The sequence below is a fragment of the Microbacterium marinilacus genome (assembly GCF_019753765.1).
In the GTDB taxonomy this organism is placed as follows: Bacteria; Actinomycetota; Actinomycetes; order Actinomycetales; family Microbacteriaceae; genus Microbacterium; species Microbacterium marinilacus.
Genome location: NZ_JAIJZW010000006.1, coordinates 225945 through 250358 on the forward strand (window position 1 = coordinate 225945; position 24414 = coordinate 250358).

Consider the following 24414-nt stretch of genomic DNA (forward strand, 5'->3'; position numbering starts at 1 on the left):
GCATCGGTGGGGAAGCGCACGGCTGATCCCAGCACTTTCGCAGGTTTGTCCTTTCGGAGGGATGCCCCGGGCGCACGATGACGGCCTGATGGGCACTTCTGCCCATCAGGCCGTCATCGGTGCGCGTCAGGCCCAGCGCCGCCCGTGGGGGCCGAACCCGCGGCCTCGATCGCCGTGGTCGTGCTCGCAGGCGCCGCGCTCACCGCGTCCGCCGTGGCGGTGGCGGTCGTGGTCGTGGCCGTGTGGGCCGAACCCGTCGGGGCCTCCGAGGGGGAAGCCGTGGCCGGGGTGGCCGAAGCCGTGCTCGCGCCGCGGGCCGAAGCCGTGACGGTGCTTGCCCGGGCCTCGGCGCAGGGCCTCGATGTCGGCGTCGCTGCCCAGCTCGCGGGCGATCGCCTCGAGCGTGCGGACGGTGGTCTCGAGGTCGTCGGCGGGCACGGCGGCCGCGATGCGGTCGCGCACGTCGCTGCGGCCGATGGCGCGCTCGCGGGAGATCAGGGCGCCTGCCGTGCGCAGCCAGGTGCGAAGCGGGCGTCCGGCGAGGGCGACGTTGTCGGGGGTCTGGGGGGTGCCGGTGTTCTGAGTGGTGTCTTCCATGAGAGCTCCTTGAATGGTTGTCTTATTGCATGTATATGCACTGTGACATGCAATGCGTATCCATGTCAAGTGGCATGTATCTTGAGGGGGTGACCTCTCCCGCCACAGACCCCGCCGTCCAGATCGCCGAGGCTCTCAGCCGTCTCCGCCCCGCCTGGCGCCCGGGGTCGCCGCCGGGCGCCGCCGGGCCCTTCGGTTCCGCGCCGTGGGGGGCGGGGCCGCACGCAGGGCCGGCCGGCCCGGGTGCGCACGCTCACGGGCACGGCGATCCGCACCACGCCCCGTGGCCGCGCGGGGAGCGCGGACGAGGGCCGCTGGGCCGGGGAGCGGCACGACTGCGCCTGCTCGAGGTGCTCTCCGCGGCGGAGGCCGCGCAGCCCGTCGGGGCGCTCGCGGACGCCCTCGGCGTCGACCAGCCCCGCGCCAGCCGACTGGTGCAGGCCGCCGTCGAGATGGGGCTCGTCCGGCGCGAGGCCGACCCGGAGGACGCGCGCCGCACCCTCGTCGCCCTCACCGACGAGGGGTGCGCGATCGTCGGTCGCAGCCGCGGTGCGCGCATCGACGCCGTCGTGCGCGCCCTGGAGGGCTTCGACGACGCGGAGCGGGCTCAGCTCGCGGCGCTGCTCGGCCGTCTCGCCGACGCCTGGCCGAGCTGACCGCGGGAGCGTCGCGCGGCGCTCAGTGCTCGGCGCGCACGTGCTTCGGCAGGCGCACGAGCAGCAGCAGCACGAGGCCGACGAGCAGCACCAGGGCGAGTCCCAGCACTCCCCACACGGTCGAACCGGCGAGGGCGATGGCGAGCGTCCATGCCGCCGGAGCGAGGAAGCTCGCCACCCTGCCCGTCGTCGCATAGAGGCCGAAGATCTCGCCCTGCATGCCGTCGGGGGTTACGCGGGCCAGCAGCGCGCGGCTCGCCGCCTGCGCCGGGCCGACGAACGACGACAGCAGCAGCCCGCAGATCCAGAACACGATGGTGCCGAGGTCGCGCAGGAAGAACACCACCAGGGCCATGGCGACGAGGCCCGTCAGCGCGAAGACGATGACGGACCGCGAGCCGAAGCGGTCGTCGAAGCGCCCCGCGACGATCGTCGAGACGCCCGCCACGAGGTTGGCGGCGATGCCGAAGATCATGACCTCGTCGGTCGTGAAGTGGAAGGCGACGGACGCGAGCACGCCGCCGAAGGCGAACACCCCCGCAAGGCCGTCGCGGTACACCGCCGAGGCGAGCAGGAACCAGAACGTCGGCCGATGGGTGCGGAACAGCGTCCGCAGGTCCCGCACCAGCGCGGCGTAGCTGCGGAAGAAGCCGACGCGGTGCTCGCTGCCGCGGCCGGGCGCCTCCGGCACGTTGCGCACCAGAGGGATCGCGAAGACCAGGGTCCACACCGCGCACCCGACGGCGATGACGCGATAGGCCATGCCGTTCGAGGTGTCCATGCCGAACCAGTCGAACTGCGTCACCACGACCACGATGCCGAGCGCCAGGATGCCGCCGATGTAGCCGAGGCCCCAGCCGAGCCCCGAGACCTTGCCGATCGTGCGTGGCGTCGAGACCTCGACGAGCATGGCGTTGTAGTTGACGCCCGCGATCTCGGACACGACGGCGCCGAGCGACAGTGCGATGGCACCGAACCAGAAGAACGCGGGGTCGGCCTCCACGAAGAAGAGGGCGAACTGCACCAGCGCGAGGCCGACGGTCGCGGCGACCAGCCAGCGCTTCTTGCGTCCGCTCGCGTCGGCGCGCTGCCCCAGCACGGGCGCCAGCACCAGGATGAGGATGCCGGCGAGCGTCGTGGCGAGGCCGTAGCCGCTCGTCAGCTCGGCGAGCGCCCGGTCCTTGGCGGGGTCGCCGTCCGCAAGCGCCGCCATCTCGGGCGGGAGGAAGCTGTCGGAGACGAGGTAGAGCGAGGCCCAGACGAACGTGAGGATCACCGAGTTGAACGGCTGCGTCGCCCAGTCCCACATCGCCCACGACCAGACGCGCTTGCGCGGCACCGGCCTGTCGTCGCGCGGCTCGAGACCCATGGCCAGGATCGAGCCGGTCTCGGCCATCGCTGGCGGGGTGATGCGGTCGGGGCCGTGCTCGGACGTCATGCCCCGAGGCTAGGGCCTGTGGGTGAACGGCTGGTACCGCCGCCGCGCCGCGCCCGTCCCCGCCGTGCGCGACGTGGGACGCCCGCGCCCGAGGCCGGCGCGTCAGCCTGCGAGGCGCTCGTCCGTCCTGCACTGTGCTCAGCGCGAGCTCGCCCATAGGTCGCGCAAAAGTTGAGCCTCTACGTATCAACTTTATTGACAGCCGTCGGGCGGCGACGTATCCTTGAGTCATCGCGGCTCAAGTCGCGAGCAGACTTCATCCGAACGTCCAGCAGAAGGAGCATCACATGGCACGTGCTGTGGGTATCGACCTCGGAACGACCAACTCGGTCGTCAGCGTCCTCGAGGGCGGCGAGCCGAAGGTCATCGCCAACGCCGAGGGCTTCCGCACGACCCCCTCGGTCGTGGCCTTCACGAAGGACGGCGAGGTGCTCGTCGGCGAGACCGCGAAGCGCCAGGCCGTCACCAACGTCGACCGCACCATCGCGTCGGTCAAGCGCCACATCGGCACCGACTGGTCGTTCGACGTCGAGGGCAAGAAGTACACGCCGCAGGAGATCTCGGCGCGCATCCTGATGAAGCTCAAGCGCGACGCCGAGCAGTACCTCGGCGACACCGTCACCGACGCCGTCATCACGGTGCCGGCGTACTTCAACGACGCGGAGCGTCAGGCGACGAAGGACGCGGGCGAGATTGCGGGCCTGAACGTGCTGCGCATCATCAACGAGCCCACGGCCGCCGCTCTCGCGTACGGTCTCGACCGCGGCAAGGAGGACGAGCTGATCCTCGTCTTCGACCTCGGCGGCGGCACGTTCGACGTGTCCCTCCTCGAGGTGGGCAAGGACGACGACTTCTCGACGATCCAGGTGCGCTCCACCGCCGGCGACAACCGCCTCGGCGGCGACGACTGGGACCAGCGCGTCGTGGACTGGCTGATCAAGCAGTTCAAGGAGACGACCGGCGTCGACGTCTCGGGCGACAAGATCGCGCTGCAGCGCCTCAAGGAGGCCGCGGAACAGGCCAAGAAGGAGCTGTCGAGCTCGACCTCGACCAGCATCAACCTGCCGTACCTGTCGCTCACCGAGCAGGGCCCGGTCTCGCTGTCCGAGACTCTCTCCCGCGCGAAGTTCGAGGAGCTCACCAAGGACCTGCTCGAGCGCACCAAGAAGCCGTTCGAGGACGTCATCCGGGAGGCCGGCATCAAGGTCGCCGACATCGCGCACGTCGTGCTCGTCGGCGGATCGACCCGCATGCCCGCCGTGTCGGAGCTCGTCAAGAGCGAGACGGGCAAGGAGCCCAACAAGGGCGTGAACCCGGACGAGGTCGTCGCCGTCGGCGCCGCCCTGCAGGCCGGCGTCCTCAAGGGCGAGCGCAAGGACGTCCTGCTCATCGACGTCACCCCCCTGAGCCTCGGCATCGAGACCAAGGGCGGCATCATGACCAAGCTCATCGAGCGCAACACGGCGATCCCGACCAAGCGCAGCGAGACCTTCACGACCGCCGACGACAACCAGCCGTCGGTGTCCATCCAGGTCTTCCAGGGCGAGCGCGAGTTCACCCGCGACAACAAGCCGCTCGGCACGTTCGACCTCACCGACATCGCTCCCGCGCCGCGCGGCGTGCCGCAGATCGAGGTCACGTTCGACATCGACGCGAACGGCATCGTCCACGTGTCCGCGAAGGACAAGGGCACCGGCAAGGAGCAGTCGATGACGATCAGCGGCGGCTCCTCGCTGCCGAAGGACGACATCGAGCGCATGGTGCGCGAGGCCGAGGAGCACGCGGCCGAGGACAAGAAGCGTCGCGAGGCCGCGGAGATCCGCAACCAGGCCGAGACGCTCTCGTACTCGATCGAGAAGCTCATCAAGGAGAACGAGGACAAGCTGCCGGCCGACGTCAAGGAGTCGGTGCAGGCGGACGTCGACGAGCTCAAGAAGGCTCTCGCGGGCGACGACGACGAGGCCGTGAAGGCCGCGTTCGAGAAGCTGAGCCAGAGCCAGACCAAGCTCGGCGAGGCGATCTACGCCCAGTCGCAGGCCCAGCAGGCGGCGCCCGCCGAGGAGCCCGCGGCGGGCGAGACGTCCTCTGACGACGAGGACGTGATCGACGCCGAGGTGGTCGAGGACGACGAGGACAAGAAGAACTGATGACCGGCAAGGACTTCGAAGAGCCCCAGAACAGCGGCGACGAGGTCCAGCCTGAGGCCGAGGGGGCGGACGCGCGAGACGCGGACGCCCCCGAGGCGCAGGATGGGGCCACGGGCGAGGGCACGCCGCAGGACGACGCTTCGGCTCAGGCCCCGCAGGACGGGGAGGCGGCCGACGACGGCCTGACGGTGGACGACATCCTCGCCGCCCAGCAGGAGGACGAGGCGGCCGAGCACGACAAGAGCGACTACGAGACGCACCTGCTGCACGATCTCAAGCGCCTGCAGGCGGAGTACGCGAACTACCGCCGGCGCACGGAGGAGCAGCGTCACGTCGAGATCGCCCGCGCTCAGGGCGAGGCCGTCAAGGGGCTGATCCCGGTGCTCGACGACCTGGACCGTGCCGAGAAGCACGGAGACCTGGTCGACGGCAGCGCGTTCGCCGCGATCGCCGGCAAGGTGCGCGGCGTCGCCGAGCGGATGGGCCTGGTCGCCTACGGCGAGGTCGGCGAGACGTTCGACCCGCAGCAGCACGAGGCGATCTTCCAGCAGCCCACCCCCGGTGCGACGGAGACGACGATCCTCGACGTCGTCGAGCTCGGCTACCGTCTCGGAGACATCGAGCTGCGTGCGGCGAAGGTCGTCGTCGCCGTCCCGGCCGACTAGGTCAGACACCCGGATCGTCCCGGCGGTCTCGACTCGGACGCTTCACCCGCTCGCTCGACCGGCGAGACGCGCGAATCCGCGCCGGTCGAGCGAGCGACGCGAGTCGAAACCCCGCAAGCCTCACGAAGAAGGTGGAAATGGCCAGTCAGGACTGGTTCGAGAAGGACTTCTACAAGGTCCTGGGCGTCTCGAAGGACGCCAGCGCGTCGGATCTGAAGAAGACGTACCGCAAGCTGGCGCGCCAGTACCACCCGGACTCCAACCCCGGCGACTCCGCCGCGGAGGCGAAGTTCAAGGAGATCAGCGAGGCGTACGCCGTGCTGTCCGATCCGACGCAGCGCGAGGAGTACGACCAGATCCGCGCGATGGGGTCGGGGGCGCGCTTCACGGCGGGCGGCGGCGGAACCGGCGGCGGGTTCGACGACGTGTTCAGCGCCTTCACGCAGAACCGCGGGTCGGCGCAGGACTTCGACGACATCTTCGCGATGTTCAACCAGGGCGGCGGCAGCCGGTTCGGCTCGGGCCGCTTCGGGCAGCCGTCCGGAGGGTTCCGCGGCTTCGGCGGGCCGCAGCGCGGCGGCGACGTGCGCGCCCGCACGACGATCGACTTCGTCACCGCCGCGAAGGGGGAGACGATCTCGCTGCAGAGCGAGGACGGCAAGCCCTTCAAGATCAAGATCCCTGCCGGCGTCGCCGACGGGCAGAAGATCCGTCTGCGCGGCAAGGGACGCCCCTCGCCGGACGGCGGCGAGAGCGGCGACATCGTCGTGGAGGTGGCCGTGCGCCCTCATCCGGTGTTCGTGCGCGACGGCCTCAACCTGCGCGTCGTCGTGCCGGTGACGTTCGCGGAGGCGGCGCTCGGCGCCACCATCGAGGTGCCGACCCTCGGCGGCGACCCGGTGAAGCTGCGCGTCGCGCCGGGAACGCCGTCGGGCCGGGTGCTGCGCGTCAAGGGGCGCGGCATCTCGTCGGCCAAGGGCACGGGCGACCTGCTCGCGGAGGTGCAGGTGGTCGTGCCGGCTCACCTCGACGACGCGGCGCGCGAGGCGCTCGCCCACTTCGTCGAGGTCGGGCCTCAGGGAAACCCGCGGGCCGACCTCATGTCGAAGGCCCAGGCCTCGTAACCTGGCCTGACACCGAGCGGGCGAGAGGAGGACCGGATGACCGACCCGTACGAGATCGACGAGGACTCTCCCGTCTTCGCGATCGCCGTGGCCGCCGAGCTCGCCGGCATGCACCCGCAGACGCTCCGGCAGTACGACCGCATCGGCTTGGTCGTGCCCGGCCGCACCCGCGGGGGCTCCCGCCGGTACTCGGCGCGCAACATCGAGCAGCTGCGCGAGGTCGCACGCCTCTCGAGCGAGGGCGTCAGCCTGTCGGCGATCGCTCGCATGCTCGACCTCGAGGACGAGGTGCGAGACCTCCGGCGGCGGGTCGGCGAGCTCGAGAGCCGCCTGCGCGACGAGCTCGAGAGCCGTCCCGGAGCCCGCGTGTTCGCGGCCGGCGCCACCGGAGCGGTCGTCACCCTGCGGGCGGGCACACGGGTGCGCCGCAGCGCAGACATCGTGCTCTGGACGCCGCCGCCGCGCGGCTGACGCGCTGCGTGATGTGCCGGAGGATGACGGGCTCGATTTCAGCCTGTCGTGGACGGTCCCCGACCCCACCGGCATCGCGCAGGTGAGCGTGCCCGACGGCGGCGAGAACAGCATCGTCGTCGTGCCCGGCGTGAACGCGGTCGCCGATCTCAACGACTAGGATCGCGCGGCGATCGAGAGCGCGGGTCATCTCGTCGTGCAGATCGAGCGCCCATTCTCTCTGGTCGCGGACGCCCTGCGGTGCGCGCGTGAAGCGGGCACGGTCACCGTCCTGAGGCCCGCGCCGGTACTGCGGCGGGCGGTCAGCGCCTGCCGGCGAGGGCCCGCGCGACGGCGGTCTACATAACCCCAAGATCGACTTACCATCGCCGGATCTCCGCTGGAGACCGGAGGGTTCAGCCACCAACTACACCCTCGATCGGGATGAGAGCCGAAAGAGTTTCGCTCCATTCCGGGTTCCTACTTGCGATACTTGCAGATCACAGGAGTCGCACCGAGATACTCGGTTGCTGGCGCCCATCTACATTGCGTTTTCCCGCTCAGTACAAGTGCGTGATTCATATCGGCAGCCACGCCCCAATCTGCTGTGACTGACGCGTATATGGCGCCACTAGCGTTAAGCGTTCGGACCGTATACTTGCAACCCAGACAGCCTTCAGGGCCCATCCTGCCACCCTTCAGATTCGACTGAGTTGAAGAAGTCGCATTCGTATTGGGGTTCAGATTTCCTTCTTTATAGATCGTATCTGCCGCCACGGCGGGCACTGCGACAGTTCCGAGGAATGATAGGAACACCGCGGCTACAAGAATTTGGCCTCGAAATTTCTTGGAGCTTTTCATCGCAGAACCTCCACGGGAAGCTCCAGCTTTTCAGATGAAGTGATGCTTGATTCAATCGAGATCAAGTTGCCTGTATCCGAGAGAGCTACATGTCGTGATTCCACCACTTTTTCCCTCATTGCATCTGGAACGAGGTATTTCTCCTCGGAGATACCCTCGAGTGGCGCTTCTACAATGAGGCCCAGCCCCTTCTTCGCGAATGTTTCCGGATCGGTGCAGGCGGTACCGGAGATCCAGTCTTCCCCAGGAATGAACACAACGATGCAAAGCTCTCCGACGTCATTCTTTAGCGCGTAGGACTTGGACTCCTCTCCAACTTCGAGCAATCTGGCACTGTCGCCGTCCAGGCCGCCCGCGATCTCGGAAATCGGCAACTCCTCCGGAAGTGAGTCCTCGAAAGTCATAGATTCACTGAGGATTTTCAGATCGTAATCTGCATCCGCGGAGACCGATCGATACTCGTCTACTACTCGCGGCGCGCTCGCTGCCGCCGCCAGTGCCGCGTTCGCTCCGACCCCCAGCGCAATTCCAGCAAGGCTCGCGCCGGTGATCCCGAGAGCTTTAGACAGAATCCTTTTTCTTGACATTACTGCCCCCTTAATAAGTCACTTTACATTGGAGATACTCGGCTGAGTCTGGCGTTGTTGTGTACCTTTTGTTCCATCTGCAGTAGCTCTGAGCATTCGTGTGGGCGACGTGATTGAGGTCGATCCGAGAGTCATGGCTCGAAGTAGTACTCGCTATCGCGCCTGACCCTTGAATGGTTCCGATAGTACCAATGCCACCCGAGCCGAAGAGTCCGTATATCTGTCCGCCTTTAACCGTTCTCACCGTGCTGTACTTGTTCACACCGGGTGCGACGTCGGAGTTGAAATAGGTACTCATCGCAGCGTTGGCGACAGCTGGCGACACGCCCACAAGAAAGCTGCCCAAGAACGCCGCCGCCAAGAGAAAAGCAGCGCGGGAACGCGGAGCTCTTGCGCTATCGAAAACATGGGGACCGAACAGTATCCTCATAGCAACTCGACCTCTCGCTCAGTTCGAATCGTCTGTATGAGGGATGTTCCTCTTCAGCGCACACATCCACAACAATCACAATTCACAGTTACCTACTTGTTATCGGGCTCTTGGCAGATGAGGGTGCGGATCGAGCTCGACGGTGGCGCGCATCTTCTGGCGGAGGGCGACTCCGCGTTCTTCGCCGGCGGCGTGCCCCACCGGTGGTGGACCGACGACGCCCCCGCCCGCCTTCTGGTCGTGAAGGAGACGGTGCGTCCGGGGCACGGCATGGGCCCCTCGCTTCAGGACCGCTGACGGTGCCTTCCCGTCCGTCTTCGCGACGACGCGTCCCCGGCGGCTGGGCGATGATGGACGCATGAGCCCCCAGCAGTGGAGCGCCCTGGGCGAGCGGGCACAGGTGTGGCCCGGCCGCGAATGGCCGCTCGGAGCGACCTGGAAGCCCGACTGCACGAACTTCGCGGTCTACGCCCCGCACGCCTCGCGCGTGCACCTGTGCCTCTTCGACGAGTCCGACCGGGAGACGCGCCACGAGCTGACCGAGCGGACGCTCGGCATCTGGCATGGCGCGCTTCCCGACATCCGGCCCGGGCAGAGGTACGGCTACCGCGTCGACGGCCCATGGGACCCGGGGAACGGGTTCCGGTTCAATCCGCACAAGCTGCTGCTCGATCCGTACGGGCTCGCCACGAGCGGCACGATCATCCCCGAGCAGCCGATCTACGGCGCTCGCGAGGACGACCCGGGCGTCCGAGACGAGACCGACTCCGCCGCGTACACGGCGCGCAGCGTCGTGGTCGACCCGTCGTTCGACTGGGAGGACGACCGGCGGATCGCCCGGCGCTGGCGCGACACCGTGATCTACGAGCTGCACGTCAAGGGCTTCACGAAGCTGCATGACCGCGTACCCGAGCGGCTGCGCGGCACCTACGCGGGTCTCGCCGACCCCGCTGTCACGTCGTACCTGCGCGACCTGGGCGTGACGGCGGTCGAGCTGCTTCCCGTGCAGCAGTTCTTCTCGGAGCCCGCGCTGCTCGAACGCGACCTCGCCAACTACTGGGGCTACAACACGATCTCGTACTTCGCCCCGGACGCCTCGTACAGCTCGGCGGGCGACCGCGGCGGTCAGGTCGACGACTTCAAGCGCATGGTCAAGGCGCTGCACCGCGAGGGCATCGAGGTCATCCTCGACGTCGTCTACAACCACACCGCCGAGGCGGGCCCCGACGGCCCGACGCTGTCGTTCCGGGGCCTCGACGACCGCGGGTTCTACAAGCGGGTGATCCCGGAGGAGGGCGGCTTCGACGACCGCTACTGGGACGTGACCGGCTGCGGCAACACGGTGGACGCCTGGAACCCCCTGGCGCTGCGGCTCATCCTCGACTCGCTGCGCTACTGGGTGACCGAGATGCACGTCGACGGGTTCCGCTTCGACCTGATGTCGGCGCTGACCCGCACCGGCTACGAGGTCGACTTCGCCTGCGCGTTGCTGATCGCCATCGACCAGGACCCGATCCTGCGGCACGTGAAGCTGATCGCCGAGCCGTGGGACGTGTCCATGGACGGCTACCTGGTCGGCAAGATGCCGCCGCCGTGGGCGGAATGGAACGACAAGTACCGCGGCACCGTGCGCGATTTCTGGCGGGGTGCGGCGCCCATCCACGCGGTGGCGACCCGGCTCGCCGGCTCGAGCGACCTGTACGCCGACGACGGTCGCAGCGCATCCAACTCGATCAACTTCGTCACCGCGCACGACGGCTTCACGGTGCGCGACCTCGTCAGCTACGACGGCAAGCACAACGAGGCCAACGGCGAGGAGGGTCGCGACGGCACCGACGACAACCGCTCGTGGAACCACGGCGTCGAGGGCGAGACCGACGATGCGGGGATCGTGGCGCTGCGACGCCGCCAGGCCGCGAACCTGATGGCCACGCTCTGCCTGTCGAACGGCGTCCCGATGATCACCGCGGGCGACGAGCGCGGTCGCACCCAGGGCGGCAACAACAACGCCTACTGCCAGGACAACGAGATCTCCTGGCTCGATTGGCGGCCGGACGACGCGTGGCTCGACGTCTACGAGGTCACGAAGGCGGCCCTGCGGCTGCGGCGGGAGCACCCCGCACTGCGCCAGCGGCACTGGTTCGAGGGGCATCCGACCATCCCCGGCGGCCCGAAGGACCTCGCCTGGCTCCACCCGAGCGGGCGCCTGATGCGCGGGCCCGACTGGGGCGACGGCGGGCTGCGCACCCTCGGGATGTTCATGTCCGGCAGCCCGCTGCGCGAGCCGGGGCCACAGGGGGAGCAGCGGGTCGACGCCTCGTTCCTGCTCTGGTTCAACGCGGCGGACCACGCCGTCGAGGTCGACCTGCCGGACAACGACTGGGTCCGGGTCGGCGACGTCGTGCTGTCGACCGACCCGGACGTCCCGGAGGGCGCCCGCGTCGAGGCCGGGACGTCGCTGCGCCTCGGCGCCCGCACCGTCGTGGTGGTGCGTTCGGCGTGACGCCCCGCCTCAGCCGACGTGGACGTCGGGCCGGCGCTTGCGCACCGGCTCGCACCGGCGCAGCACCTCGCGCGTGACGGGCGCGATCTCGCCCGTGCCGAACACGAGGAACTTCAGCATGTTCGACACCGGGTTGCCCTCGCTCCACTCGAAGTAGACGTCGGGCACGATCCCGGTCTCGTCGCGGATGGACAGCAGCACCGCCGCGATCGCGTTGGGCACCGAGCCGCCGTGCACGTGCAGGATGCGGTGCCCGTCGTGCTCCTCGCCCTCGACCCGCAGGTCCTCCTCGAACTGCGACGAGTCGGTCAGGTGCACCTGCAGGAAGATGACGTGCGCGGTGCTCGGGATGCCGTTGAACCGGCGCTCGTTGCGGAGCTTCTCGGCGAACTCGGCGGCCGTGCCCGTGCCGGGCTCCTTCGGGACGACGCGGATGGCGTGATGCTGCTGCACGTCGTCGCGCAGGTAGCGCAGCGCGCGGTCGTCGAAGCGCACCGACCGGGCCCGCAGCTGGAACGACCGTTCGACGCGCGACGCCATCGACACGACGAGGATGCCCAGGATGAACAGGCCGGCGATCCGCACGCCGTCCGGGCGCTCGATGACGTTCATCACCGTCGTCGTGAGGAACACCAGGGCGGTCACGCCGAACCCGATCGCCGCTCCGCGACGGCCGGCCTGTCGCGCCGACAGCGTCACGGCGATGGACGCGGAGGTGATCAGCACCAGCACTCCGGTCGCATAGGCGCCCGCCTGGGCGTCGACGTCGGCCTGGAAGACGATCGTGATGAGGAAGGCGATGGCAGTGAAGACCAGCACCAGCGGGCGCGTGGCAGCGGCCCACCGGGGCGCCATGCCGTAGCGGGGCAGGTAGCGCGGCACGAGGTTCAGCAGGCCTGCCATCGCCGAGGCGCCGGCGAACCAGAGGATGAGCACCGTCACGATGTCGTAGGCGGTGCCGAACCCCTCGCCCAGCAGGCCGTGCGCGAGGTAGGCGAGGGCGCGGCCGTTCGCGGCGCCGCCCGGCTGGAACTCCTCGGCCGGGATCAGGAGGGTGGTGACGGTGGCCGACCCGATCAGGAAGACGCTCATCGTCACGGCCGCGCTCGTCAGCAGCTTCCGGGCGCCGGCGATCCGGCCCGCGGGATGCGCCTCCGTGTCGCCGGCCGCGCCGCGGATCTGGGGCATCACCGCCACGCCGGTCTCGAAGCCGGACAGCCCGAGCGCGAGCTTCGGGAACACCAGCAGCGCGACGGCGACCGCCATGATCGGGTCGCCGTGCGCGGACGTCAGCGCGGTCCCCCAGTCGGAGACGACCACCGGGTTGGCGGCGACCTCGGCGAGCGAGACGACCAGGACGACGGCGTTGAGCGCGAGGAAGGCGCCCACGAGCACGACGGCGATGGAGATCGCGTCGCGGAACCCCTTGAGGAACACCGCTCCGAGCAGCGCGACCAGCACGAGCGTGATCGGCACCTCGGCGCCGTGGAACCACTCCGGGGCGAAGGGGTTCTCGATCACGTGCGCGGTGGCGTCCGCCGCGGACAGCGTGATCGTGATCATGAAGTCGGTCGCGGCGAAGCCGAGCAGAACGAGGACGAGCAGCTTTCCGCCCCACCAGGGCAGCAGCTTCTCGAGCATCGCGATCGAGCCCTCGCCGTGGGGGCTGTCCTTCGCGACCTGCCGGTAGACGGGCAGGGCTCCCAGAAGCGTCACCGCCGCGAGCACGAGCGTCGCGATGGGGGAGAGGACGCCCGCCGCGAGCGCGGCGATGGCCGGCTGGTAGCCGAGCGTGGAGAAGTAGTCGACGCCGGTCAGGCACATCACCTGCCACCACGGTGCGCCCCGACGAGGTGCGCCGCGGTGCGGCGCCGAGGCGCGGGAAACGGGGCGGCGGGGTTCCGTCGCGGGTGCTGCGCTCGTGGTGAGCATCTTCCGAGATCGCCTCCTGGGCTGGGTTGCTCGATCACGGTAGCCCCGCCGGCAGCACCCAGGAGTGCCTCTCGCGTCAGGATCCCGTCAGGATTCGTGGCGCGCAGGGCCAGACGTCGCGCGACCACACGACGAGACCGCAGAAGGCGGACGAGACCGAGGACGGCGGACGAGACCGTCGCCCTCGACCACGGTCTCGTCCGAGGAACGCGGTGCGGTCCGCGGGCTGCGGCCTCGGCCGAGGGACGCGGTCTGGGCGGACGGATGCGGTGTCGGCCGACGGATGCGGTCTCGCGTCGGGATCACGTCAGGATTCGCGGCGCGCCCTGACCGCTGCGCGAGCGCGCCGGGCGAGACTTCTTGTCGTGCCGCGGTTCGCGATGCTTCCCCTCCGCCGTCAGCTCGCGGCGGCCCTGGCCGCCGCCCTGCTGCTGTCGATCGCCACGGCGACGCTGGCGCCGTTCGGCGGCGACGAGACGTTCGTCGTCGCCGCGTTGGTGTACCAGCTCATCGTCGTGATCGCGGCCGTGCTGGGCGGACTGCTCGTCGCCGTGGGCGGGGCGGTCGCCGCGGGAGCGCTGCTGAACTTCTTCTTCGCCGCCCCGGTGCACTCCGTCGCGATCGCCGACGGCGCGCACCTCGTCGCGATCGTGGTGTTCGTCGTGGTGGGCGTCATCGTGGGGCTCGTCGTCGGCCAGTCGGAGGCACGGCTGTCGCTGGCGCAGCAGACGGCGGCGGCGGAGAGCCGCGCGCTGGCGGCGCAGGAGGCGGACCGGGTGAAGACCGCGCTGCTCACCGCCGTGGGCCACGACCTCCGCACCCCGCTGGCGGCGGCCTCGGCGGCAGCGACCAGCCTGGCGGCACAGGACGTGGAGTGGACCCCGGCGCAGCGGGCCGAGCTCGTCGACGCGCAGATCGCCGCGCTGCGACGGCTCGAACGCCTGGTCGACGACCTGCTCGACACCTCGCGCCTCGACGCCGGAGTGCTGCCGGTCGTGCCGGAGGCCATGCGCGTGGAGGACGCCGCCTCGCTGGCACTGGACGAGCTGGGCGCGGACGCAGACGGCGTCGCGATGACCGCCGACGCGCGCGTCCCGGACGCGCTCGCCGACCCCGTGCTCGTGCAGCGCATCGTCGCGAACCTCGTCGGCAACGCGCTGCGCCACGCCGGAGGCGCGGTGGGGGTGCGCATCGCGCCGGTGGGCGCGAAGCCCGATGCGGTCGAGCTCGCCGTCGTGGACCACGGGCCGGGCATCCCGCCGGACCTCCGCGAGGCGGCGTTCCGGCCCTTCCAACGCCTCGACGACCGCGGCACAGGGGTCGGCCTGGGGCTCGCGCTGGCGCGGGGCTTCGCGCAGGCGATGGGAGGGGACCTGGTGGCGCAGGACACTCCCGGCGGCGGGCTCACGTGCCGCCTGCGGCTGCCGATCGCGCCGGGCACGACGGCGCCGGGCTCGGCGCCCGGAGCGCGGGAGCCGAGCGCATGAGCATCCTGCTGGTGGAGGATGACGACGCCATCCGCCGCACCCTCGCGCTGAACCTCGAGGCCCGCGGCTACGACGTCGAGGAGGCCGCCGACGGGCAGGCGGCCGTGTCGGCGATCTCGACGCGAGAGCCCGCGCTGGTCGTGCTCGATCTCGGGCTGCCGCGGCTCGACGGCGTCGAGGCGATCCGCACGGTCCGCCTCGCGCACCATATGCCGATCCTCGTGCTCAGCGGTCGCTCCCAGACCGCCGAGAAGGTCGCGGCGCTCGACGCCGGTGCGAACGACTACGTCACGAAGCCGTTCGCGATCGACGAGCTGCTGGCGCGCATCCGCGCGCTGCTGCGTGCGGTGGCGCCCTCGGCGGACGGCCGCGACGCGCATCGGGTCGGGTCGACGGTCATCGACCTGGCGGCGCACACCGCTACCCGCGACGGCGAGGACGTGCGGCTGACGCCGACGGAGTGGGCGATGCTCGAGGTGCTGCTGCGCAACGCCGGCCGGCTCGTGGGGAAAAGGGAGCTGCTGACCGCCGTCTGGGGCCCCACGTACACCGGCGAGGACGCCTACCTGCGCCTCTACATGAGCCAGCTGCGCCGCAAGCTCGAGCCGGATCCGGCCCGCCCTCGTCATCTGCTCACCGAGCCGGGGCTGGGCTACCGCTACCGGGCGTAGCCCGCCGGGATCGTGCCCCGGCGCGAGGGCCGGGGCACGATCGGACGCATCACCGGTTGATGCGCGATCCCGAGCCGCCCTCGGAGATGTCGCCGCCGACCCGCGCGCCCTTGTAGCGGTACATGTTGCCGGCGTCCTTCTCGTACGCGTTCCCGTCGATCCGCGTGGTGCCGAACAGCGAGAGGTGTCCCGAGCCGGACTCGGTGACGTTGCCGTTCACGCGGCCGCGCAGCTGGGCGCCGCCCGCCCCGCTCTCCGTGATGTTGCCGTCGACCGTGCCGCGGATGTCGGCGTCGCCGCCGTCCCGCTCGATCACGTTGCCGTCGACGGTGCCGCGGACGGACGCATTGCCGGCACCCGTCTCGGTGAGGTTTCCGTCCACGCGTGCGCCCGAGTGGACGCGCGCCTGGCCTCCGGCGCGCTCGGTCACGTTGCCCTTCACCGTGCCCTTCACGGCGATGTCGCCGGTGCCCGTCTCGTCGACGTCGCCCTCGACCAGGCCGCGGCTGCCGATGACGACGGCGCCGGCCCCTACCTGCCGCACGTCGCCCTTCACGGTGCCGTCGATCGTGATCGTGCCGCCGGACACCGTCAGGTCGCCCTCGATCGTGCGTCCGGCCGGCACCGTGTAGCTGCCCGTGCGGGACACGTCGTCGGCGGATGCCATGGACGGCACCCCGACGAGGACCAGACCGGCGATCGCGCCGGCGCCCAGCGTGCGCTGAAGCTTCATGGGATCTTCCTCTCACTCGATCCACGGAGGGTTCCGTGGCTGAGATCAGTCGAGTGGGCACGCGTGAGGCCGGCATGAACGCGGCATGGGAGGTCCCTCATCGGGCGCGGGGCACCGCCCGAGGGGAGTCGCGGGCGTCAGGCGAGCGCGGCGAGGCCCAGCTCGGCCGTGGAGGCGAGGTGCGGATTGCGCGGCACGACCCGCACCGTGTAGCCGAACGGGCCCGCGCGGTCGAGGCGCACGCCGCCGACGTAGGCGGCACGGCCGCCCTCGAACCGGTCGGCGGGCGAGAGCGGCACCGACTGCACGGAGGTGAGCCGGTCATCGCCCTCCGCGCGGCCGTGGAGCAGCTGCACCTCGACGTCGGACACGTCCAGATCTCCGAGCGCGACATAGGCGCGCACCGACAGCTCCGCGCCGACCTCGGCCGCCTCGCCCACGCCGTGCGACTCGACGTGCTCCACCCGCACGGCGGGCCACCCGTCGCGCACGCGGCGCTTCCAGGCGGCCAGCTCGCCGGCGCCCGATCCGCCCTCTTCGAGCCCGCGCGCCGCCACGGACGCCGGCGCGTACAGCCCCGCCACGTAGTCGCGCACCATGCGCGTCGCGAGCACCTTCGGCCCGAGGGACTCCAGCGTGTGGCGCATCATCTCCATCCACCGCACCGGAACGCCGTCGGCGTCGCGGTCGTAGAACCGCGGCGCGATCTCGCGTTCGACGAGGTCGTAGAGCGCCGCGGCCTCCAGGTCGTCCCGCTTGTCGGGATCGTCGACGCCGTCCGCCGACGGGATCGCCCAGCCGTTCTCCCCGTCGAACCACTCGTCCCACCAGCCGTCGAGGATCGACAGGTTCAGGCCGCCGTTGAGCGCCGCCTTCATGCCGCTCGTGCCGCACGCCTCGTAGGGCCGCAGGGGGTTGTTGAGCCAGACGTCGCATCCCGGGTAGAGCTGCTGGGCCATGCCGATGTCGTAGTTCGGCAGGAACACGATCCGGTGCCGCACGTCCGGATCGTCCGCGAAGCGCACCAGGTCCTGGATCAGTCGCTTCCCGCCCTCGTCGGCGGGATGCGCCTTGCCGGCGATCACTAGCTGGATCGGGCGCTCCGGGTCGAGCAGCAGCCGCTTCAGCCGCTCGGGGTCGCGCAGCATCAGCGTGAGCCGCTTGTAGGAGGGCACGCGTCGGGCGAAGCCGATCGTGAGGACGTCCGGCGAGAGCGCCTCGTCGGTCCAGCCGAGCTCGGCCGGCGCCGCCCCGCGCCGCGTCCACGACTCCCGCAGCCGTGCCCGGGCGTCGGTGACGAGCCGGGAGCGCAGCTCGCGCTTGATGCCCCACACCCGGCCGAACGGGACGGCGCCGAGCGCGCGGGCGAACGCGGCGGGGTCGCCGTCGACGTCCGCGCCGATCTCGGCGACGAGCGCGCGCAGCTCGCGGGCCACCCACGTCGGCGCATGCACCCCGTTGGTGATCGATCCGATCGGCACCTCGCCCTCGTCGAACGCCGGCCACAGGCCGTTGAACATCTCGCGGCTCACATGGCCGTGCAGCCGGGAGACGCCGTTGGCGCGCTGCCCGAGCCGGAACCCCATGACGGCCATGTTGAACATCGACGGATCGCCGTCCGCGTAGTCCTCGCCTCCGAGGCCCAGCACGCGGTCGGTCGGCACGCCGGGCAGCACGCCGCCGTCCGCTGCGAAGTACTGCGAGATCAGGGTGCGCTCGAAGCGGTCGATGCCCGCCGGCACCGGCGTGTGCGTCGTGAACACCGTCGAGGCGCGCACCAGCTCGAGCGCCGCGTCGAAGGCCGGCATCGTCTGCCCCGAGCCGTCGCCGGTCGTCAGCTCGCGGATCCGCTCGAGACCCTGGAACCCGGCGTGGCCCTCGTTGGTGTGGTACACCTCGGGCTCCCGCGCGCCGGTGATGCGGCTGAACGCGCGGAGGGCCCGTACGCCGCCGACTCCCAGCAGCAGCTCCTGGCGCAGGCGGTGCTCGCTGCCCCCGCCGTAGAGACGGTCGGTGACGTCCGCGTAGTGGGACGGATTGGCGTCGACGTCCGTGTCGAGCAGCAGCAGCGGCACCCGGCCGACGCGCGCGACCCAGACGCGGGCGCGCAGATCGGGGCCGCCGGGCATCGCGATCGCGATCGTCGCGGGCGAACCGTCGGCCTCCCGCAAGGCGGTGATCGGCATCTCGTCCGGGTCGAGCACGGGGTACGACTCCTGCTGCCAGCCCTCGCGCGACAGCGTCTGGGTGAAGTAGCCGTGCCGGTACAGCAGCCCGACGCCGACGATCGGCACGCCGAGGTCGCTGGCGGCCTTCAGGTGATCGCCCGCGAGGATGCCGAGCCCTCCCGAGTACTGCGGCAGCGCGGCGGCGATCCCGAACTCCGGCGAGAAGTACGCGATGGCCCGAGGCCCGTCCGGCACCTCGCGCTGATACCAGCGGTCGTCCTCGAGGTAACGGCGCAGGCCGTCGCGCGCCTCGTCCAGCCGCTCGACGAAGGCGGCGTCCCGCGCCAGCTCGTCCAGACGCGCCGGAGCGACCTCGCCGAGCAGCCGCACGGGGTCCTGCGTGCGCCGCCACAGGCTCGGATCCACCTCCGCGAACACGTCCTGGGCCGCGGGGTCCCAGCACCACCTCAGGTTGCCGGCCAGCTCGCCGAGGGCGGCGATCGGCTCGGGCAGCACGGGACGGACGGTGAATCGGCGAATCGCGCGCATGCCGCCCAACGTACGCGGATGCGCCGCGCGTTTCGACTCGCTCCGCCGGGCCTGCGCGACCGTTCACCTGCCCGACCGCCTCCGGCCTGCCCAGCCGCGGGCGAGGCGCGCGACCACGCCCGGCGTCTCCGTACGAGAGCCTCCGGTTACACCTCTGTGAAGGATGGCGCAAGGGTTCGCGCGATACTGGCCAGCGCGCGGACCGTGTGCAAAGTTGGGCACATGGTCGGACGCATACCCGTCATCGACGTGCACCCGCTGGTGGACCAGGGGCAGCGCCCCGCGAAGGCCACGGTGCACGAGCCGCTCCCCGTGCAGGCCACGGTGTTCCGGGAGGGGCACGACAGGCTCGGCGCCGAGGTCGTGCCCATCCGTCCCGGGGGCGTGCGAGGAACGCCCGCCAGGATGCGCGAGCTGGTCCCCGGCACCGACCGGTACGAGGCCTGGATCACTCCCGACGCCGAGGGCGAGTGGGCCTTCGAGGTCCGCGCGTTCTCGGACCCGCTGGCCACCTGGACGCACGACGCGGGGCTGAAGATCCGCGCGGACGTCGACGTCGAGCTGATGTTCCTCGAGGCGCGGCTGCTGCTCGAGCGGATCCGCGAGGAGGCCCCGGACGGCGCGCTCACGGCGGACGACGAGGCCGCGCTCACCGCGGCGCAGGACGCCGCCACCGACGAGATCCGGCCCGTCGAGGCCCGGCTCGCCGTGCTGGAGGGGCCCGAGACGCAGGCCCTCTTCCTCCGCCACCCGCTGCGCGACCTCGTCACCGTCTCCGGCCCCTACCCGCTGTACGCCGACCGTCGCCGAGCGCTCACCGGCAGCTGGTACGAGTTCTTCCCGCGCTCCGAGGGCGCCCGTGTCGACGCGAAGACCGGCAAGGTCGTCAGCGGCACGTTCAAGACCGCGGCGAAGAGCCTCGACCGCGTGGCGGGCATGGGCTTCGACGTGCTCTACCTCCCCCCGATCCATCCCATCGGCGAGGTGAACCGCAAGGGACCGAACAACACGCTCGACCCGGGGCCGGACGACCCCGGCTCCCCGTGGGCCATCGGGTCGCGGGCCGGCGGACACGACGCGATCCATCCCGATCTCGGCACGTTCGCCGACTTCGACGCGTTCGTGAAGCGGGCGAACCGGCTCGGCATCGAGGTGGCCCTCGACCTGGCGCTGCAGGCGGCTCCGGACCACCCCTGGGTCGAGACGCATCCGCAGTTCTTCCGGCACCGCGCAGACGGGACCATCGCGTACGCGGAGAACCCGCCGAAGAAGTACCAGGACATCTACCCGGTCTTCTTCGACGACGACTTCGAGGGCGTCGTCGAGGAGGTGACCCGCGTCGTCCGTCTGTGGATGTCGCACGGCGTCCGGATCTTCCGCGTCGACAACCCCCACACGAAGCCGGTCATGTTCTGGGAGCGGCTGCTGGGGGACATCCGGGCGACCGACCCGGACGTCGTCTTCCTCTCTGAGGCGTTCACGCGTCCGGCGATGATGCACACGCTCGGAGCCGTCGGATTCCATCAGTCGTACACGTACTTCACCTGGCGCACCGAGAAGGACGAGATCGAGGACTACCTGCGCGAGGTGTCCCGCGAGAGCGACCACCTGATGCGCCCGAGCTTCTGGGTCAACACCCCGGACATCCTGCACGCGTCGCTGCAGTACGGCGGCCCCGCCATGTTCGCGATCAGGGCCACGCTCGCGGCGCTCGCGACGCCGTCCTGGGGCATGTATGCCGGCTTCGAGCTGTTCGAGCACGTCGCCGTGCGGCCGGGCAGCGAGGAGTACCTCGACAGCGAGAAGTACCAGATCCGCGTGCGCGACTGGGCGGCCGCGGAGTCGTCGGGCACGTCCCTCATGCCGTACGTCGGCACGCTCAACAGGCTGCGCCGCGAGCATCCCGCGCTCGGGCTGCTCCGCAACCTGGTCGTGCACGCCACCGACGACGACCACGTGATCTGCTTCTCGAAGACCGCCTACGACGAGCACGGCGCGCCCGCGGACACCGTCATCGCGGTCATCAACCTCGACCCCCACGGGGCGCGGGAGACCACCGTGCACCTCGACCTCGAGGCCGCCGGACTGCCGGAGGGCTTCGTCGTGCGCGATGAGCTGACGGGAGCCGAGTGGGCGTGGGGCGCCGACAACTACGTGCGACTCGACCCGTCGGGCGACGTCGCTCACATCCTGAGCGTGAAGGGAACCGTATGACCCCCGAGCCCGCACCCGTCACGTCCGCCATCCCGATCCTCACCGAGGAGCCGTTTCCCGACACCCCGGGCAGCGCCGAGCCGGAGTGGTTCAAGACGGCCGTCTTCTACGAGGTGCTCGTGCGCTCGTTCAAGGACGGCGACGGCGACGGACGCGGCGACTTCCGAGGGCTGACCGAGAAGCTCGACTACCTGCAGTGGCTCGGCGTCGACTGCCTGTGGCTGCCGCCGTTCTTCCCCTCGCCGCTGCGCGACGGCGGCTACGACGTCGCGGACTACACGGGCGTGCTGCCCGAGCTCGGCACCGTCGACGACTTCCGCGCCTTCATGGCCGCCGCCCATGAGCGGGGCATCAAGGTCATCATCGACTTCGTCATGAACCACACCAGCGACGAGCACCCGTGGTTCCAGGCGAGTCGCAACGACCCCGAGGGGCCGTACGGCGACTTCTACGTGTGGAGCGACACGGACGAGCTCTACGAGGAGGCGCGGGTCATCTTCGTCGACACCGAGCCGAGCAACTGGACGTGGGACCCGGTGCGCCAGCAGTACTACTGGCACCGGTTCTTCTCGCACCAGCCCGACCTCAACTTCGACAACCCGAAGGTGCACGAGGCGATGCTCGACGCCATGCGGTTCTGGCTCGACATGGGGCTCGACGGCTTCCGCCTCGACGCGGTGCCGTACCTGTACGAGCGTCCGGGCACCAACGGCGAGAACCTGCCCGAGACGCACGAGTTCCTGCGCAAGGTGCGCCGCATCGTCGACGCCGAGTACCCCGGCCGGGTGCTGCTCGCCGAGGCGAACCAGTGGCCCGCCGACGTCGTCGACTACTTCGGCGACCCGGAGGTCGGCGGCGACGAGTGCCACATGTGCTTCCACTTCCCGGTCATGCCGCGCATCTTCATGGCGGTCCGGCGCGAGTCGCGCTACCCGATCAGCGAGATCCTCGCCCAGACCCCGCCGATCCCGTCGGGGACGCAGTGGGGGATCTTCCTGCGCAACCACGACGAGCTCACGCTCGAGATGGTCACGGACGAGGACCGCGACTACATGTGGAACGAGTACGCCCAGGACCCGCGCATGAAGGCCAACATCGGCATCCGGCGCCGCCTGGCCCCGCTGCTCGAGAACGACATCGACCAGATCGAGCTGTTCACCGCGCTCCTGCTGTCGCTGCCCGGCTCGCCGGTGCTCTACTACGGCGACGAGATCGGGATGGGCGACAACATCTGGCTCGGCGACCGCGACGGCGTGCGCACCCCGATGCAGTGGACCAGCGACCGCAACGCGGGGTTCTCCACGGCGAACCCCGGCAAGCTGACCCTGCCGCTCGTGCAGGACCCGGTGTACGGCTATCTCGCCGTGAACGTCGAGGCCCAGCAGGAGGACCGGTCGTCGCTGCTGCACTGGACGCGTCAGATCATCCAGGCGCGCAAGCGCCACCCGGCGTTCGGTCTCGGCAGCTTCAACGACCTCGGCGGATCGAACCCGGCCGTGCTGTCGTACTCGCGCGAGCACATCGTCAGGAAGGGCGAGAACGGGGCCGAGGACGAGGTCGACATCATCATCTGCGTCAACAACCTGTCGCAGTTCCCGCAGCCGGTCGAGCTCGACCTGCGGCGGTTCGAGGGGATGGTCCCGGTCGAGCTGCTGGGCGGCGTGCCGTTCCCCCGGATCGGCGAGCTGCCGTACCTGCTCACGCTGGGCGGCCACGGGTTCTTCTGGTTCCGCCTGCACGCGCCGGCGGACGAGTCGGAGGAGGTGGGGCTGCTGTGAACGACATCGATCCCGCAATGCTCGAGGCGTACCTGGTGCGCACCCGTTGGTTCGGCGGCAAGGGCCGCCCGTTCGGCGTCGCCGGAATCGCGTCGCTGGCGAGGCTCGACGACCCGGGGCGCACGGTGACGGTGCACCTGGTGACGGTCGAGTACACGGACGAGGAGGGCGGCGTCGAGCAGTACCAGGTGCCGCTGTCCGCCTACGAGGAGACCGAGGACCGCATCGGCCACGCACTGGTGGGATCCGTCGAGGGCGACGACGGCCGTGTGCGGTACCTGTACGACGCCGTGCACGACCGCGACGCCATGGCGCTCTGGCTGGACGGCTTCCGGGCCGCCGGCGACGCGGGCACCGTCGAGACCGGCGGTCTGCGGTTCCATCGCGTGGCGGTCGCCGGCGACGAGGAGGATCCGCTCGTCGGCGAGCTGCGATCGTCGCCGCTGACGGGCGAGCAGTCGAACTCGTCGGTGAAGTTCGACGACACCGCGATCATGAAGGTGTTCCGCAAGGTGACGCCGGGCGTGAACCCGGACATCGAGATCCACGAGTCGCTCACCCGCGGCGGGTCGGAGCACGTCGCCGACCTGTACGGCTGGGTCGAGACCGGGGACGGCGAGAACGTGCTGCAGCTCGGGATGCTGCAGCGCTTCCTCCGCACCGCGGCCGACGGCTTCGAGCTCGCGACGGGCAGCGTCCGCACCCTGATGGCCGAGCCGCAGCTCAGCGTCGAGGAGTCCGGAGGCGACTTCGCCGGCGAGGCGGAGCGGCTGGGCGAGGCGCTCGCGAGCGTGCACCACATGCTGCGCGAGCGGTTCCCGGCGCAGCTCCGCGGCCACGACACCGCCGCCGAGCTGGCCGCCGCGATGGACGGGCGGCTCGATCAGGCGCGCCGCGTCGTGCCCGAGATCGAGGCGTACGCCGACCGGCTCCGGTCCGCCTACGCCGCCGTCGGCTCGCTCACCGGCATCGAGCTCCAGCGCATCCACGGCGACCTCCACCTCGGCCAGACCCTCCGCACCTCGCACGGCTGGAAGATCGTCGACTTCGAGGGCGAGCCCGGGCGCCCGTTCGCCGAGCGCGCCCTGCCCGACTCCCCGTGGCGCGACGTCGCGGGAATGCTGCGCTCGTTCGACTACGCCCCCCGCGTCGTCGAGATGGCGACCGCGGGCGGGGAGGACGATGAGGCCGAGCTGCGCGCCCAGCGCGCGCGCGAGTGGTCCGCCCGGGCGCGCCGGCACTTCCTCGAGGCGTACATCGCCGCGGCCGGCGACGGGGCCCGACCCGAGGCGGAGCGGGCGGTGCTGCTCGACGCCTACGTCGCCGACAAGGCCGTGTACGAGGCCATGTATGAGAAGCGCAACCGGCCCTCGTGGATCACCATCCCGCTGGCCGCGCTCGCTCGGATCGGAGGAGCATGACTG

The 24414-nt window shown here is 70.5% G+C and carries 19 protein-coding genes; 13 read left to right on the plus strand and 6 right to left on the minus strand.

Features of this window, described 5'->3' with window-relative positions; genetic code table 11:
* Positions 1-126 precede the first annotated feature (126 nt).
* Positions 127-597: a hypothetical protein gene (locus K5S26_RS12020; RefSeq protein ID WP_221858358.1), complete on the minus strand. Its 471-nt coding sequence runs from the start codon at positions 595-597 to the stop codon at positions 127-129.
* Between the two features lie 89 nt (positions 598-686).
* On the opposite strand from K5S26_RS12020, the gene K5S26_RS12025 reads away from it, so the two are divergent.
* Entirely contained in the window at positions 687-1253 is a 567-nt protein-coding gene (locus tag K5S26_RS12025) for a MarR family winged helix-turn-helix transcriptional regulator (RefSeq protein ID WP_308122945.1), read from the plus strand.
* Positions 1254-1275: 22 nt separating this feature from the next.
* Here the strand turns inward: K5S26_RS12025 and K5S26_RS12030 are convergent, their stop codons facing one another.
* Positions 1276-2691 carry an MFS transporter gene (locus K5S26_RS12030; protein ID WP_221858360.1) on the minus strand — a complete coding sequence of 472 codons (1416 nt, stop codon included), beginning with the start codon at positions 2689-2691 and terminating at the stop codon, positions 1276-1278.
* 287 nt (positions 2692-2978) lie between these two features.
* Between K5S26_RS12030 and dnaK the strand changes: the two genes are divergently transcribed.
* From dnaK to K5S26_RS12055, 5 genes are all read left to right on the plus strand, one after another.
* Positions 2979-4838, plus strand: coding sequence for a molecular chaperone DnaK (dnaK, locus tag K5S26_RS12035; protein WP_221858370.1), 1860 nt, complete (start codon positions 2979-2981; stop codon positions 4836-4838).
* Positions 4838-5503 carry a nucleotide exchange factor GrpE gene (locus tag K5S26_RS12040; RefSeq protein WP_221858372.1) on the plus strand — a complete coding sequence of 222 codons (666 nt, stop codon included), beginning with the start codon at positions 4838-4840 and terminating at the stop codon, positions 5501-5503. Before dnaK ends, K5S26_RS12040 begins: the two co-directional genes overlap by 1 nt.
* 137 nt (positions 5504-5640) lie before the next feature.
* Complete coding sequence (locus tag K5S26_RS12045; protein WP_221858380.1) at positions 5641-6627, plus strand: DnaJ C-terminal domain-containing protein; 987 nt, start codon at positions 5641-5643, stop codon at positions 6625-6627.
* Between the two features lie 36 nt (positions 6628-6663).
* Positions 6664-7098: a heat shock protein transcriptional repressor HspR gene (locus K5S26_RS12050; protein WP_221858382.1), complete on the plus strand. Its 435-nt coding sequence runs from the start codon at positions 6664-6666 to the stop codon at positions 7096-7098.
* Positions 7099-7111: 13 nt separating this feature from the next.
* Positions 7112-7258 (plus strand): hypothetical protein, encoded by a 147-nt coding sequence (locus K5S26_RS12055; protein ID WP_221858384.1) that lies wholly within the window; start codon positions 7112-7114, stop codon positions 7256-7258.
* Positions 7259-7934: 676 nt separating this feature from the next.
* Here the strand turns inward: K5S26_RS12055 and K5S26_RS12060 are convergent.
* Complete coding sequence (locus K5S26_RS12060) at positions 7935-8525, minus strand: hypothetical protein (RefSeq protein WP_221858386.1); 591 nt, start codon at positions 8523-8525, stop codon at positions 7935-7937.
* A 466-nt stretch (positions 8526-8991) separates the two neighbouring features.
* Between K5S26_RS12060 and K5S26_RS12065 the strand changes: the two genes are divergently transcribed.
* A complete protein-coding gene (locus K5S26_RS12065; protein ID WP_221858388.1) occupies positions 8992-9252 on the plus strand; it encodes a cupin domain-containing protein in 261 nt (86 codons plus the stop codon).
* A 61-nt stretch (positions 9253-9313) separates the two neighbouring features.
* The gene (gene glgX, locus K5S26_RS12070; RefSeq protein ID WP_221858390.1) at positions 9314-11458 is read left to right on the plus strand and encodes a glycogen debranching protein GlgX; all 2145 of its coding nucleotides are present in this window, start codon (positions 9314-9316) and stop codon (positions 11456-11458) included.
* Positions 11459-11467: 9 nt separating this feature from the next.
* Here glgX and K5S26_RS12075 read toward each other — a convergent pair whose 3' ends face one another.
* Positions 11468-13282 carry an APC family permease gene (locus K5S26_RS12075; protein ID WP_246603918.1) on the minus strand — a complete coding sequence of 605 codons (1815 nt, stop codon included), beginning with the start codon at positions 13280-13282 and terminating at the stop codon, positions 11468-11470.
* A gap of 473 nt (positions 13283-13755) precedes the next feature.
* Here K5S26_RS12075 and K5S26_RS12080 point away from each other — a divergent pair, with 473 nt between their 5' ends.
* Both K5S26_RS12080 and K5S26_RS12085 read left to right on the plus strand, forming a co-directional pair.
* The gene (locus K5S26_RS12080) at positions 13756-14877 is read left to right on the plus strand and encodes a sensor histidine kinase (protein ID WP_221858394.1); all 1122 of its coding nucleotides are present in this window, start codon (positions 13756-13758) and stop codon (positions 14875-14877) included.
* The gene (locus K5S26_RS12085; RefSeq protein WP_221858396.1) at positions 14874-15548 is read left to right on the plus strand and encodes a response regulator; all 675 of its coding nucleotides are present in this window, start codon (positions 14874-14876) and stop codon (positions 15546-15548) included. Before K5S26_RS12080 ends, K5S26_RS12085 begins: the two co-directional genes overlap by 4 nt.
* Before the next feature lie 49 nt (positions 15549-15597).
* Here the strand turns inward: K5S26_RS12085 and K5S26_RS12090 are convergent, their stop codons facing one another.
* Positions 15598-16281, minus strand: coding sequence for a bactofilin family protein (locus tag K5S26_RS12090; RefSeq protein WP_221858398.1), 684 nt, complete (start codon positions 16279-16281; stop codon positions 15598-15600).
* Between the two features lie 137 nt (positions 16282-16418).
* Positions 16419-18998 carry an alpha-glucan family phosphorylase gene (gene glgP, locus K5S26_RS12095; RefSeq protein WP_221858400.1) on the minus strand — a complete coding sequence of 860 codons (2580 nt, stop codon included), beginning with the start codon at positions 18996-18998 and terminating at the stop codon, positions 16419-16421.
* Positions 18999-19220: 222 nt separating this feature from the next.
* Between glgP and K5S26_RS12100 the strand changes: the two genes are divergently transcribed.
* From K5S26_RS12100 to K5S26_RS12110, 3 genes are read left to right on the plus strand one after another with little or no spacing between them, the layout of a single operon-like run.
* Complete coding sequence (locus tag K5S26_RS12100; protein WP_221858402.1) at positions 19221-21212, plus strand: maltotransferase domain-containing protein; 1992 nt, start codon at positions 19221-19223, stop codon at positions 21210-21212.
* Complete coding sequence (gene treS, locus K5S26_RS12105) at positions 21209-22990, plus strand: maltose alpha-D-glucosyltransferase (RefSeq protein ID WP_221858404.1); 1782 nt, start codon at positions 21209-21211, stop codon at positions 22988-22990. Before K5S26_RS12100 ends, treS begins: the two co-directional genes overlap by 4 nt.
* Positions 22987-24411, plus strand: a complete 1425-nt coding sequence (locus K5S26_RS12110; RefSeq protein ID WP_221858406.1) for a maltokinase N-terminal cap-like domain-containing protein — start codon at positions 22987-22989, stop codon at positions 24409-24411. The genes treS and K5S26_RS12110 overlap by 4 nt, the downstream gene beginning before the upstream one ends.
* The last annotated feature ends 3 nt before the right edge of the window (positions 24412-24414 follow it).

What these genes read in the sequence shown, in the direction of transcription:
- K5S26_RS12100 (WP_221858402.1), top strand. Translation starts at nt 19,221, where the DNA reads ATGGTCGGACGCATACCCGTCATCGACGTGCACCCGCTGGTGGACCAG.
- dnaK (WP_221858370.1), top strand. Translation starts at nt 2,979, where the DNA reads ATGGCACGTGCTGTGGGTATCGACCTCGGAACGACCAACTCGGTCGTC.
- K5S26_RS12040 (WP_221858372.1), top strand. Translation starts at nt 4,838, where the DNA reads ATGACCGGCAAGGACTTCGAAGAGCCCCAGAACAGCGGCGACGAGGTC.
- K5S26_RS12090 (WP_221858398.1), bottom strand. Translation starts at nt 16,281, where the DNA reads ATGAAGCTTCAGCGCACGCTGGGCGCCGGCGCGATCGCCGGTCTGGTC.
- K5S26_RS12065 (WP_221858388.1), top strand. Translation starts at nt 8,992, where the DNA reads ATGAGGGATGTTCCTCTTCAGCGCACACATCCACAACAATCACAATTC.
- K5S26_RS12020 (WP_221858358.1), bottom strand. Translation starts at nt 597, where the DNA reads ATGGAAGACACCACTCAGAACACCGGCACCCCCCAGACCCCCGACAAC.
- K5S26_RS12050 (WP_221858382.1), top strand. Translation starts at nt 6,664, where the DNA reads ATGACCGACCCGTACGAGATCGACGAGGACTCTCCCGTCTTCGCGATC.
- K5S26_RS12085 (WP_221858396.1), top strand. Translation starts at nt 14,874, where the DNA reads ATGAGCATCCTGCTGGTGGAGGATGACGACGCCATCCGCCGCACCCTC.
- glgP (WP_221858400.1), bottom strand. Translation starts at nt 18,998, where the DNA reads ATGCGCGCGATTCGCCGATTCACCGTCCGTCCCGTGCTGCCCGAGCCG.
- K5S26_RS12060 (WP_221858386.1), bottom strand. Translation starts at nt 8,525, where the DNA reads ATGTCAAGAAAAAGGATTCTGTCTAAAGCTCTCGGGATCACCGGCGCG.
- K5S26_RS12030 (WP_221858360.1), bottom strand. Translation starts at nt 2,691, where the DNA reads ATGACGTCCGAGCACGGCCCCGACCGCATCACCCCGCCAGCGATGGCC.
- K5S26_RS12075 (WP_246603918.1), bottom strand. Translation starts at nt 13,282, where the DNA reads ATGTGCCTGACCGGCGTCGACTACTTCTCCACGCTCGGCTACCAGCCG.
- K5S26_RS12045 (WP_221858380.1), top strand. Translation starts at nt 5,641, where the DNA reads ATGGCCAGTCAGGACTGGTTCGAGAAGGACTTCTACAAGGTCCTGGGC.
- treS (WP_221858404.1), top strand. Translation starts at nt 21,209, where the DNA reads ATGACCCCCGAGCCCGCACCCGTCACGTCCGCCATCCCGATCCTCACC.
- glgX (WP_221858390.1), top strand. Translation starts at nt 9,314, where the DNA reads ATGAGCCCCCAGCAGTGGAGCGCCCTGGGCGAGCGGGCACAGGTGTGG.